This is a genomic window from Ruegeria sp. C8, from assembly GCF_056537565.1.
Genome location: NZ_JBQFRV010000001.1, coordinates 380703 through 393086 on the forward strand (window position 1 = coordinate 380703; position 12384 = coordinate 393086).

General features: G+C 60.3%; 12 protein-coding genes. 7 read left to right on the forward strand and 5 right to left on the reverse strand.

The genetic code is table 11. From position 1 onward, the window contains the following. Window position 1 precedes the first annotated feature (1 nt). A complete protein-coding gene (locus tag ACR0KL_RS01900) occupies window positions 2–895 on the reverse strand; it encodes a fatty acid desaturase (protein ID WP_170676207.1) in 894 nt (297 codons plus the stop codon). Further along, window positions 882–1091 (reverse strand): DUF2061 domain-containing protein, encoded by a 210-nt coding sequence (locus ACR0KL_RS01905; RefSeq protein ID WP_170373903.1) that lies wholly within the window; start codon window positions 1089–1091, stop codon window positions 882–884. Before ACR0KL_RS01905 ends, ACR0KL_RS01900 begins: the two co-directional genes overlap by 14 nt. A gap of 109 nt (window positions 1092–1200) precedes the next feature. Between ACR0KL_RS01905 and ACR0KL_RS01910 the strand changes: the two genes are divergently transcribed. The 3 genes from ACR0KL_RS01910 to ACR0KL_RS01920 all read left to right on the forward strand — a co-directional run bounded on the left by ACR0KL_RS01910 (window position 1201) and on the right by ACR0KL_RS01920 (window position 3601). Then, on the forward strand, window positions 1201–2067 hold the full coding sequence (locus ACR0KL_RS01910) for a helix-turn-helix domain-containing protein (protein ID WP_170676208.1): 867 nt from the start codon (window positions 1201–1203) through the stop codon (window positions 2065–2067). 80 nt (window positions 2068–2147) lie between these two features. After that, window positions 2148–2330 carry a hypothetical protein gene (locus tag ACR0KL_RS01915; protein ID WP_170373905.1) on the forward strand — a complete coding sequence of 61 codons (183 nt, stop codon included), beginning with the start codon at window positions 2148–2150 and terminating at the stop codon, window positions 2328–2330. A gap of 290 nt (window positions 2331–2620) precedes the next feature. Continuing rightward, window positions 2621–3601 carry a GlxA family transcriptional regulator gene (locus tag ACR0KL_RS01920; RefSeq protein WP_170676209.1) on the forward strand — a complete coding sequence of 327 codons (981 nt, stop codon included), beginning with the start codon at window positions 2621–2623 and terminating at the stop codon, window positions 3599–3601. A 71-nt stretch (window positions 3602–3672) separates the two neighbouring features. Here the strand turns inward: ACR0KL_RS01920 and ACR0KL_RS01925 are convergent, their stop codons facing one another. The 3 genes from ACR0KL_RS01925 to ACR0KL_RS01935 are packed head-to-tail and all read right to left on the reverse strand — an operon-like array spanning window position 3673 to window position 6683. Then, window positions 3673–4719: an aldo/keto reductase gene (locus ACR0KL_RS01925; RefSeq protein ID WP_170676210.1), complete on the reverse strand. Its 1047-nt coding sequence runs from the start codon at window positions 4717–4719 to the stop codon at window positions 3673–3675. A 34-nt stretch (window positions 4720–4753) separates the two neighbouring features. Continuing rightward, entirely contained in the window at window positions 4754–5212 is a 459-nt protein-coding gene (locus ACR0KL_RS01930) for a DNA polymerase III subunit chi (RefSeq protein WP_170676211.1), read from the reverse strand. Window positions 5213–5216: 4 nt separating this feature from the next. After that, on the reverse strand, window positions 5217–6683 hold the full coding sequence (locus ACR0KL_RS01935; protein WP_170676212.1) for a leucyl aminopeptidase: 1467 nt from the start codon (window positions 6681–6683) through the stop codon (window positions 5217–5219). 229 nt (window positions 6684–6912) lie between these two features. On the opposite strand from ACR0KL_RS01935, the gene lptG reads away from it, so the two are divergent. Genes lptG through pdxA form a run of 4 tightly spaced genes read left to right on the forward strand, consistent with a single transcriptional unit; the run spans window position 6913 to window position 12381 of the window. Further along, window positions 6913–8013, forward strand: a complete 1101-nt coding sequence (gene lptG, locus ACR0KL_RS01940) for an LPS export ABC transporter permease LptG (protein ID WP_170676213.1) — start codon at window positions 6913–6915, stop codon at window positions 8011–8013. After that, a complete protein-coding gene (locus tag ACR0KL_RS01945) occupies window positions 8013–10175 on the forward strand; it encodes an LPS assembly protein LptD (protein WP_170676214.1) in 2163 nt (720 codons plus the stop codon). Before lptG ends, ACR0KL_RS01945 begins: the two co-directional genes overlap by 1 nt. Next, complete coding sequence (locus tag ACR0KL_RS01950) at window positions 10166–11419, forward strand: peptidylprolyl isomerase (RefSeq protein ID WP_170676215.1); 1254 nt, start codon at window positions 10166–10168, stop codon at window positions 11417–11419. The genes ACR0KL_RS01945 and ACR0KL_RS01950 overlap by 10 nt, the downstream gene beginning before the upstream one ends. Beyond that, complete coding sequence (gene pdxA / locus ACR0KL_RS01955; RefSeq protein WP_480776591.1) at window positions 11416–12381, forward strand: 4-hydroxythreonine-4-phosphate dehydrogenase PdxA; 966 nt, start codon at window positions 11416–11418, stop codon at window positions 12379–12381. Before ACR0KL_RS01950 ends, pdxA begins: the two co-directional genes overlap by 4 nt. Window positions 12382–12384 lie beyond the last annotated feature (3 nt).

A 12384-nucleotide genomic window follows, 5' to 3' on the forward strand; every position in this document is an offset into this window, starting at 1 on the left:
ATCAGGGTTTTGGCCAGAGCGGATGCGGCACCGGGTCCTTCGCCCTCCAGAAATACGTCCTGAAGATCTCGGCATAGGATGCGTAGACATAGGCTTCATTGCAATCCTGATACCGCTCTTTTCCCGATTGATAGAGCGCGGGTAGTTCGTACCACGGGGCCGATGGATTCATGTGATGAACCACGTGCAGGTTGTTGTTCAGAAACAAGAAAGCCAGTAAACCGCGATCTTCGACGATCACCGTGCGGGCGCGTGATTTCTCATGCGCGCGGTGTTCAAGGAAGGTGCGGATCTTAACAACACCCAAACCGATATAGGCCGACATGACATAGGCCCAAATCGGCATGGAGGAGTGCGCGACGACCCACAGAACCACCGCAATTCCAGGGATATGCAGCGCCCATGCAAGCGCGACCGAACGGTCACCACCGATCAGGCTGTTCCATTCGTCCCGCAGAAACGTAAGTTGCCCGATCGCAGGCCCCAACACCATGCGCCCGAGCAGGGTGTTGTTGGCGGCAAGCAGCCTCTTTTGCCATCCAGACAGCTGCGCCCAGACCTTTGGGTCATGGTAGTTGCTTTCGGGGTCGTCATAAGGGTCGGTTAGGATCGAATCCTGATGATGCGCAAGGTGTAGGTCACGAAATCGATTAAACGGAATGAAAAGGGTCAATGGCAGGGCCATCAACGCCTCGTTCAACCATTTCGTGCGAAACGGATGTCCGTGCAAAGCCTCATGCGTCAGCGAGGAATGAAGGGCGGCAACCGCTCCCATCATCGGGATAGCAAGCCACAGGCTCCAATCCGCCACGTAGAAAGTGGCAATCAACCAGGCTGCGTAGCATGCGGCGATCACGGCCAGCGTGTCCCATTCGGGCGTTTCAGCTTTCCCCATGACGCCCCCATGAGATACCCGCCCAGACCCGCTCATAGACAATGTAAAGCGTCAGACCGATAGCGGTGTTGACCAGCGCTACTACGCCACCCAAGGCAACCGACCCGGTGGCGATCAGGCCCACCAGCGTCATCATCACCAGCCCCATCACATTCCAAATGAGTGCTTTCACGACCGATCTTCGTCGCGTTTCCATTCCGGACCCCGTTTTTTGTTGTTGTCACAAAAGCGTTACTCAACGGGCCGCGCGTTGGGAATTCTGAATATGATTAACAAAAATCATCAAAAGTGTTAATTTCCATCACATGATAGATAAAATCGACAAACGAGTGCGCGCTGTGCAGTTTCGCCAGCGGCTTTCCCGCGCGATGGAGGACTCCGGTGTCAGCCAAAGCGCCCTCGCCCGACATATCGGTGTCGACCGCTCGACCGTATCACAGCTACTGACCGATGAGGGCGCCCGCCTGCCCAACGCCCATGTGGTCGGCAGTTGCGCCTCTGCTCTGGGCGTCTCGGCGGATTGGCTGCTGAGCCTGTCAGACCGCCCCGAAAGCGCCGCCGAGTTGCTGGCCAGTTCTCTGACCATGACCGAGGCCCCCCGCGCCCTTGTCGATGAGCGTATTTTCCAATGGCATCAAGAGGCTGCGGGCTACAAAATCCGTTACGTGCCCGCCACCCTGCCCGATATGCTCAAGACCCGCGCCATACTCGAATGGGAATACGCCCCGCATTTGGGCCGCACTGCGGATCAAGCCATAGGTGCGTCCGAGGATCGCCTGTCCTGGATGCGCAGCGCCCAGTCGGACTATGAGATCGCCATGCCTCTGTATGAGATCCGCAGCTTCGCACTCGGCACCGGCTACTACGAAGGCCTGCCCTTAACGGTCCGTCTGGAACAGATCGACCACCTTCTGGACCTCAGCGAGCAGCACTATCCCCGCCTGCGCATCTATCTGTTCGATGCCAAACGCCTGTATTCCGCGCCTGTCACGATCTTCGGGCCCTTGCTTTGCGTCTTCTATGCGGGCAGCCACTATATGGCCTTCCGTGACCGCGACCGGATCGAGGTGTTCAGTCGGCATTTCGACACCCTGATCCGCGAGGCTGAAATGACCGCCCGCCGTTTCCCCGAATACCTGCGCGGGTTGCGGGCCGAGATTGCAAAGGGCTGACGCCTCAAACGTGCGGTTTTTCAGATCCTGTAGTATAGTGACACCGCGAACGCGCAGACACTCTACGGAGGATGATCAGAATGGACGCACTACAAACCGCTCAATATGCACGCGCCCTCTATTCCGCGCACGGCGACCGGGCCGAGGCGGAAGCCGCTCAGAAGATGCGCGAATGTGAGGCCGCCGGAAACACGCAAGAGGCCAAAGACTGGCAAGCCGTCCGCCGCACAATCCGCCAGATCCGGGGCCCGAATCAAGGCTGATGCCCTAGCTCTACGCGCTTGTCGCGCCATCAAAAACAACACGCTCCGCCCATCCGGTTCGCGGGCCAATTCGGCTGGCCAGCAGATCGAAACACGGTGCCCGGCCCTCCCTAATGGTTCGGGTCCGAATGGTGCAATAGCTGCCGTTTTCCGGGCAAAAACGTTTTCCCCAAGTTATACCCAGTTTTGACCAAAGTTTTCCCCAGGCTTCTCCCCGGATTCCGATTTGCGCAACCGCCGCCTCTGACGCAGCCTTGTGGGAACACTTGTCAGAATGCGAATCGAACTTGATGAAATCCGCAAAAAACATACTGCAGCCGGAACATCGCGCCCTTAAAACGGCGCTGTTGGTCTTGGATGAATGCAGCACGCTCAGCTTTGCCTCGGCCGTGGATCCGATGCGCGCCGCCAACCGTCTGGCGGATCGCCCGGCCTTTGATTGGGACTACGTGACCCCAACGGACGCGCCAGTCATGCTGACCAGTGCGCTCACCGTTCCCGGCATTCCGCTGGCCCGTCTGCAAAGCTGCGACCTGATGATTGTGGTTGCCGGGTTTCAAATGGCCCGCCAAGCAACCCCCAGCCTGATCGCGGGGTTGCGGCGCATCGCGGCCACGGGTGCCACCATGGCCGGCATAGACGGAGGGCCCTGGCTGCTGGCCGAGGCTGGTCTGCTCGATGGTCACAGCGCGACCACCCATTGGGACGATCTCGACAGTTTCGCGAGCCGCTTTCCCAAGGTCGATGTACAGGCAAACCGCTTCGCAATCTCCGAAAACCGCCTGACCTCGGGCGGCGCGATCCCCGCGGTCGATATGATGCTGCACATCATCGCCGCGCGCCATGGTGCGGGTTTTACTGCACGTGTCTCAAACCAGTTCCTGTACCAAGGCGCTTCGGCCCAAACCAAAACAGACGCCCCCAAGGCGAACCACCACTCCGCGCTGACCTCCAAGGCCAATAGCCTGATGGAGGCCGCGCTCGACGACCCGCTGCCACTGAACCATATCGCCGACAGATTGGGCACCAGCCCGCGCACCCTGCAGCAGCAGTTTCGCCTGCGCCTGAACACCACGCCGCAGGACCACTACCTGCAGCTACGCATGGCCGAGGCCCGCCGTCTGGTGACCGATACCGATATGTCGCTGATGGACGTGGCCCAAGCCACCGGGTTCACCTCGCAATCCAGCTTCTCCCGCGCGTTCCGCACCGCCCACGGCCTATCGGCCCGTGACCTCAGACAAGGCAGCGCCAACCCTACCCATCACTGACCGGATCTGCTTCATCTGGCCAGAAATACCTCGGGGGAGGCGCGCGGCACGCGCGGCGGGGGCAGCGCCCCCTAATACGGCATCGGATGCGCTTTGTGCGCCGCCTCGATCTCGGACAGAACCTCATCGGACAAGCGCAGGTCGATACCAGACAGGATATGCTCCAACTGCGCCACTGTCGTCGCGCCAAAGATGGCTGACATCATGAACGGACGGGTCCGGCACCACGCCAGCGCCATCAATGTCGGGTCCAGCCCATGCCGCGCGGCAATCTGCAAATAGACGTCAACGGCATCAAAAACCCGCTCGGACTTGCGCCCCCCCAGCTCCGGCGTCAGTGACATGCGCGAGGCTTCCGGAATGGCACCGCCCTGATATTTGCCGGTCAGCAACCCAGTTCCCAAAGGCGAGAACGCCATCAGGCCCACGTCTTCATGAACGCTCAACTCGGCCATGTCCGTATCAAACAGCCGGCACAGCAGAGAGTATTCATTCTGAACCGACGCCACCCGTGGGGCGCCCATCTGCTCTGACAGGCGCAGCCATTGCGCCGTACCCCAGGCACTTTCGTTGGACAGACCAAAAGCCCGGATATTGCCCTTGTCGACCTGAACCTGAAGCGCCTCCAGACACTCCTGCATATTCTCCAGCACTTCATCGGTGTTGTGCCCCTTCGGGGAGAACGTCCAATTCTGCCGGAACATATAGCTGCCGCGATTGGGCCAGTGAAACTGATAGAGGTCGATATAGTCGGTCTTCAAACGCTGCAGTGAGCCCTCGATGGCCTCGGGGATTGTCTGAGCGGTGATCGGCGCGCCATCGCGGACAAAGCGAAGCCCCTCACCCGAGTGCTTGGTGGCCAGAACATAATCCCCCCGACGCGCAGAATTGGCCGCATTCCAGTTGCCAAGGATTTCCTCGGTCCGGCCAATGGTTTCTTTGGCGACCGGGTTGACTGGGTACATCTCGGCGGCATCGACAAAATTGATCCCGGCTGCCAGCGCCACGTCCATCTGCGTATGCGCGTCGGTTTCCGAGGTTTGCGATCCGAATGTCATCGTCCCAAGACATAGATCAGACACCATGATCCCGGTGCGGCCCAAAGGCTTCATTTCCATTTGTCGCTCTCCTGATTTCCGCAACAGCCGCGCGCTAGGCTTCGGCTTTCTTTTCCCAACGGCCCGATTCCTCGGACCAATATTGCGCTGAACACCCCGCGCTGGTCAGCGCTTTCCACTGGCCGCGCGCATGTTGAACAGCCTCCATGTCATTGCCGTCGAACAGAATGCAAACTCGGTCCAGCGCGGCGACCTCATCCGGGTCAACCGCCGCCCCGTCCACCGCCATTACGCAGCTGGCATCATTTGCGGCCTGCATGTCCGACGTCAACAGGATCGGTTGCATCGCATCATGCGCCCCACCAGCCCGTCCATGCGGCAAGAACCCGTCCTCGGGTCCCAACCAGAGTTTTTCATCCAACCAGTCCAGCCGGGCGGGATCAGTGCCCCGCACGGCGATCTTCCACCCGGCCTGACGCGCCTTGTCCAGCAGGACCGGCAAAGTATGTTCCAGCGGCTGACGGGTCAGGTGATAGAAATAGACAGCCCCCATGGGTTTACTCGAAATTGTCCTGCACAAAACGGCTCAGCGCGCGCACGCCCCAGCCTGTGGCCCCCTTGGGGGCATAAGATGTCTCAGCCGCGACAGAGGCGACACCCGCGATATCGAGGTGAATCCAAGGTGTCTCTTCCTTGACGAAGCGTTGCAGGAACTGCGCCGCGGTGATCGAGCCTGCAGGCCGTCCGCCCACATTCTTCATATCCGCGATGCGCGATTTCAGCTGCTTGTCATAGGCCGCGCCCAAGGGCAGTCTCCACGCGCCTTCGTCCTCGGCCTTGGCCGATTTCAGGAAGGCATCGCAGAAGGTATCGTTGTTCGAAAACACTCCTGCATTCTCATGGCCAAGTCCGATGATGACCGCCCCGGTCAGGGTCGCCAAGTCGATCATGCCGACCGGAGAGAACCTCTCCTGCGCGTACCACATCACGTCGCATAGAACCAAACGGCCCTCGGCATCTGTGTTGATGATCTCGACCGTGTCGCCCTTCATTGATTTCACCACGTCGCCCGGACGGGTCGCATTGCCCGAGGGCATGTTCTCGACCAGCCCTACAAGACCGACCACATTGGCCTTGGCCTTGCGCTTGGCCAGCGCGCGCATGGTACCGGCCACGACGCCCGCGCCGCCCATGTCCATGGTCATATCTTCCATGCCACCCGCCGGTTTCAGCGAGATCCCTCCGGTGTCGAACACAACGCCCTTCCCGACCAGAGCCAGAGGCGCATCGTCTTTGTCGCCCCCGTTCCACTGCATCACCACAACTTTCGACGGGCTAACCGAGCCTTGCCCAACGCTTAGCAGCGTGCGCATGCCCAGTTCGGCCAGCTTGTCTTCCTCCAGAACCTCAACCTCAAGGCCCAGCGATTTCATCTCGTCCAGACGGTCGGCGAATTCGGTAGTGGTCAGGATGTTCGCAGGCTCATTCGTCAAGTCGCGGGTCATCCGCACACCGTCGGCAACCGCATACATCGGGGCGAAGGTAGCCTCAGCCTCGTCATGCTTGCTGTGGCTGATCGTGACCGAACCTGCCGCATCGCTCTCCTTGGTCTTGTGGACATCGAAATCGTAGCTACGCAGAGCGATGCCCATCGCCAGATCCTCCACGCGCACCTGATTGCCCGCCATCACCAACAGGTCTTTGCCGCCGGCCAGTTTTGCCAATGCCGCCCCCGCTTTGCGCGCTTCGTCCACTTCGGGGCGGCGTGGCAGAACCACGATATCCAACGCTTGCGCGGCCATACCAACCGGCCATGCCAGAGAGATCACATCCCCGGTTTTCACCTTTTCGAACCGATCGCTTTCCACCAATCGAGCAACCGCTCCACGGGTCAGTTTGTTGGCACGTCGCACGGCTGGGCTCATCTTGCCATCGGCGGGAATGATGATTGCCACGCGCCCCTCCGCCTGCGCCATGGCATCCACGTCAAAAGCCTCAAAACGAATTGGTACCAGACTGCTCATAGCAAACTCCTCAAAATCTGTTCCCCAAGACCTAGCCCGCGCTGCACGACTTGACCAGATAGCAGTTTTCCCCGCCCGCCATTTGCATTAAAGTCGTGCAAAAATAAACGGCAGGCTCGGGGGAGATCTAAGTGGCACCAAACGGCAGGCATTCGCTGTCGCGCATGATGACATGCATTGGCGAACCGGGCGTGAACCCCTGCGTTTCAAGCCCTGAGAGGGTCTTTCCGTGATCCTCGACCGCTATTTCGCGCGCCGCTTTCTCCAAAGCTTTGTGGTCATCGGCGGCATCTTTCTGACCCTGATGATTCTGATCGACCTGATCGAACAGCTGCGCCGCTTTGACGACTATGACCTGTCCGTCGGCCAACTGCTGGGCCTGACACTGCTGAACACCCCAGCCGCGATCAGCGAAATGCTGCCCCTGCTGATTATCCTGTCCACCATCGCGCTGTTCGTTGGGCTGGCGCGCACCTCAGAACTGGTGGTGACCCGCGCCACCGGGCGCTCGGGCCTGCGGGCGCTGGTGGCCCCCGTCACCCTGGCCCTGATGATTGGCATTCTGGCCGTTGCGTTGCTGAACCCGATCGCCGCCGCGACGTCGGAAGAGTTCGAGCGTCTATCGGATGCCTATCGCGACGATGGCAGCTCTGCCCTGTCGATCAGCCGCGAGGGGCTGTGGTTGCGTCAAAGCTCGGACAATGGCCAATCGGTGATCCACGCCAAGGGTACATCTAACGGGGATACTCTGGGTCTTGACGATGTGACCATCATCACCTTCTCGGGCGGCGGAAAGCCAAACCAGCAGATCGTCGCCGAACGCGCGGAGCTAACCAACGGAACCTGGGTTTTGACCGACGCCAAACTCTGGCCGCTGCGAGACGACCTCAACCCTGAAACAAACGCTGTTTCGCATGAACGTCTTGAGCTGCCGACCACGCTGACGCGCGAACGCATTCTGGACACGCTGGGTAAGCAGGACTCGGTCTCGGTCTATGATCTGCCCAAACTGATCCGCGATTTAGGTGAGGCCGGGTTTTCGACCAAGCAATATGAGGTCTGGCTGCATGTCCAACTTGCCCGGCCCCTGTTTCTGGTTGCCATGGTCCTGATCGGAGCGGCCTTCACCATGCGCCATGTGCGGTTTGGTGGAACCGGTGTGGCGGTGCTGACTGCGGTTCTGTTGGGCTTTGCGATCTATTTCGTGCGCAACTTCGCGCAGATACTTGGCGAAAACGGCCAGCTTCCGATCTACGTCGCCGCCTGGGCTCCGCCCTTTGCAGCGATCCTACTCTCGCTTGGCCTATTGCTGCACGCGGAGGACGGCTGATGCGACGTTTTCTGCCGTTTGCAGCGACCAGCCTGCTGGCCCTGACCCTGCCCCTTGGCCTGGCCGCGCAGAATCTGTCCGATCCGACCGTCACCCAAAGCCCGGCCCAAGAGGAAGAACCGGCGCTGCTTGTAGCCGACAAGATTTTTATAACGCCCGACCGCAAGCTGGTGGCTGAAGGCAATGTCGAGGCGTTTCAGGGCAACGTCAAACTCAGCGCTAATCGCATCGTCTATGACCGCGAAACCGGAGAGCTAACGCTGGATGGCCCCTTCCGCATTGATCAGGGTGGGCAAACGACCGTACTGGCGGAGTCGGCGCAGCTGGACAACGGGCTTCAGAATGGCCTGCTGGTGGGCGCAAGGATGGTGTTCGAGCAGCAGGTGCAAATCGCATCCGTTCAAGCCCGCCGCGCCGGAGGGCGCTACACGCAATTCAGCAAGATCGCCGCAACCTCGTGCCATGTCTGCACCGATGGCCGTCCGCCTCTGTGGCAGATCCGGGCGCGCAAGGTCACGCATGACTCGCTAGAGCGACAGCTTTACTTTGAGGGTGCGCAGCTGCGGGTGCTGGACGTCCCCGTTTTCTACTTCCCCTATCTGCGCCTGCCCGACCCGACGCTGGAGCGTGCGACCGGATTTCTGGTGCCGTCCATTCGCACCACCTCGCAGCTCGGAACCGGGGTGCAGGTGCCGTATTTCTTCAAAATTGGCGACCACAAGGACCTGACCCTGACGCCCTATATCTCGCCCAAAACCACAACGCTTGGCTATCGCTATCGACAGGCTTTCGTGAATGGTCGGATCGAGATCAACGGCGCGCAGACCCGGGACGACATACAACCGGATCAGGATCGCGGCTATCTGTTCGCCGAAGGCTGGTTCGACTTTAAAAATGACTATCGCTTTACCTTCGATCTGCAAACGACCTCGGATGATTCCTATCTGGCCGATTACGGCCTGCCCGATTTGGACCGCCTCCGCAGCGAAGTTGCGTTGGAACGGATCAAGCGCGACACAGCGTTCCGGACCAGCTTCATTCACTACAAGACTCTGCGTGACAGCGAAGATCAGGATGAAATCCCCTCGCGCATATTCGATCTGAACTTCCAAAAGCGCTATTTCCCAACCTCCGTCGGCGGAGAAGTTCGGGTAAACGTCATCGCCCACGCGCATGAGCGCACCAGCGATGAGGACGTGGTCGGACGCGACGTGGCGCGCACAACCTTTGACGCCGAATGGCTGCGCAGCTGGACCTTTGCCACCGGATTGCGAGCTGATGCGTTGTTCGGTGCCTCCATTGACGCGTTCAACATCCGCCACGACAGCAATTTCCCCACGCAAGCCACCCGGACGACCCCTCGGGCCGCCCTGACCTTGCGCTATCCGATGACACGCCGCGAAAAATCCGGCGCGACGCAGTTTCTGGAACCCATCGTTCAGTTCGGCTGGACCAATGTTTCCGACAATGATGTGCCGATCGACGAAAGCACGTTTCAGGAATTCGACGAAGGCAACCTACTGTCTCTGTCGCGCTTTCCGGCCGAGGATCGCCGCGAGGATGGCGCAACCGCCGCTGTCGGCGTCAACTGGGCGCGCTATGGTCGCGGAGGCTGGCAGGCGCTTGCCACGGTGGGCCAAGTATTTCGTGCGGATGCCGATCCGGATTTCACTCTGACTTCGGGACTGCAGGGCACATCGTCCGATATCCTGCTGGCCGGTCAGCTCAAAACCGCTAATGGCTGGTCTTTGGCCGGGCGCGGAATTCTCAACGGTGACCTTAGCTTTGCCAAGGCCGAGCTGCGTGGAGAGTGGGCGAAAGAAGGTTCAGCCTTCACCGGCAGCTATATCTGGCTGGAACCCGACCCGGCTGAAAACATCGAAGAGGCGGTCTCCGAGGTCTGGCTGCGCGGGCGCTATCAGGTTGACCAGAACTGGCTGACCCGGGCCGAGGCCCGCTACGACCTGAACGAATCCGAACCCATTCGCCTGGGCCTCGGCGTGACCTACCAGAACGAATGCGTTCGGGTTAACATGTCCGTAAGGCGGCGCTTTACTTCAACATCAACTATTGAGCCTTCGACCGAATTCGGCTTTACCGTATCCCTGACAGGATACGCCCTCGAAGGCGCTGGTAACACTTACAAGAGAACATGCAGTTGATATCAACTTTCTCACGGTTTCTTCGTTCCGCTTCGATCCGGCTGGTGCTTCCGGCCCTGGCCGCTACGACTCTTACCTTCACCGCGCCCCATACGTTTGCGCAAAGCCTGTTTTCGCCAGCGATCCGGGTCAATCAGGACGTGGTAACTTGGTATGAGTTGGAGCAACGTCAGCAATTCATAAACGCACTCGGTATCTCTGGCGGGTCCGAGGCCGAAGTCCGGCAAGCACTGATTGATGACCGCTTGCGCAAACAAGCCGTGCGCGAAGCCGGGATCGAGGTCCCGCCCGAGGCGATTCAGGCGGGTGTCGATGAATTCGCGGCCCGCGGGCGCCTCAGCACCGAGCAGTTCCTGCAATTGCTGGCCAACGAAGGCGTCGATCCGGAAACGGTCCGCGATTTCGTCGCCGATCAGCTAACATGGCGCAACTATATCAGCGCTCGTTTCCTGTCTCAGGCCAACCCCTCCGAGGAAGAGATCAACCGCGCTCTGGGTCAGGGCGGCGGTGGCGGACTTCAGGTCTTGTTGTCTGAAATCATCATTCCTGTAAACCAGCAGACCCTCGCCCAAACCGAGCTTCTCGCTGAAGAAATCGCCAATCTCGAAGGGTTTGACGCGTTTTCGGCTGCGGCTGCGCAATACTCGGCTGCAGAAACCCGCAGCAATGGCGGCCGGCTCGACTGGCTGAACCTGTCCGGTCTACCCCCAGCACTGCAGCCCGTGGTTCTTGGCTTGAAGAATGGTGAGATCACCAGCCCGATCGCCCTACCCAACGCCATCGCTCTGTTCCAGATGCGCGGCCTGCGTGAGGTTGCAACCGGCACGCCCTCTTACTCCAAAATCGACTACGCCATCTATTTCATGGCCGGCGGCCGTAGCGCCGAAACACTGGCCGCCGCCGCGAAACTTCGCGAAGAGATCGACACCTGTGATGACCTATACGGCATCGCGCAGGAGCAACCGGCCGAAGTGCTGGAGCGTGTCGACGCCGCTCCCTCAGAGATCCCGCGCGACATTGCGGTCGAGCTGGCCAAGCTGGACCCGAACGACGTCTCGACCACGCTGACACGCAACAACGGCCAAACGCTGATGTTCCTGATGCTGTGCAACCGCACCCGCGATCTGGGCGAGAACACCTCGCGCGCGGATGTGGCCAATGCGCTGACGCAACAGCGCCTGCAAGCCTTTGCGGACAGCCTGCTGGAACAACTACGCGCCGACGCCAGCATCATCGAACAATGAACGCCCCCATCGCGCTCAGCTGCGGCGATCCGGCGGGCATAGGCCCCGAGATCGCCGCCAAAGCATGGGCGGAATTGCGCAACACCTGCCCCTTTTTCTACATCGGGGACGTCGCGCATCTGCCCTCGGGTACACCGGCCCAGCTGATCAGTGACCCGGCCGAGGCCATCTCGGTTTCCCAAACCGCGCTACCGGTCCTGCAACTGGGATTCCCAGCCCCCAACACGCCGGGTCGACCCGACCCGGCCAATGCACCATCGGTTATCGACGCCATCGAACAGGGCGTTTCCCTTGTGCAATCCGGCGCGGCTTCTGCCCTGTGTACGGCCCCGATCCACAAAAAGGCGCTCATCGACGGTGCGGGTTTCTCTTACCCCGGCCACACCGAATTTCTGGCGGCTCTGGCGGGCCGTGAACGGGTGGTGATGATGATGGCCAGCGATCAACTGCGCGTCGTGCCCGCGACCATTCACATCCCCCTCTCCCGTGTCCCGCAAGAGCTGACCCCGGCCCTGCTCCACAACACGATCGAGATCACCGCCACCGGCCTGCGCACCCAGTTCGGCATTGAGGCGCCGCGCATCGCCGTGGCTGGCCTGAACCCCCATGCGGGCGAAGGCGGCAAAATGGGAACCGAAGAACTGGACTGGATCGCCCCGATGCTGGCGAACCTGCAACCCGAGGGCTACAGTGCCACCGGCCCGCACCCCGCCGACACGATGTTCCATGCCGCCGCGCGCAGCCGCTATGATGCAGCTATCGCGATGTATCACGATCAAGCCCTGATCCCGATCAAAACGTTGGATTTCGACCGGGGCGTGAATGTTACCCTCGGCCTGCCCTTCGTCCGCACCTCACCCGATCACGGCACCGCGCTGGATATTGCAGGGCAAGGCATCGCCAATCCCACCAGCCTGATCGAAGCGCTGAAACTCGCGCAGAAGATGGCACAAAGCGCTTGATCC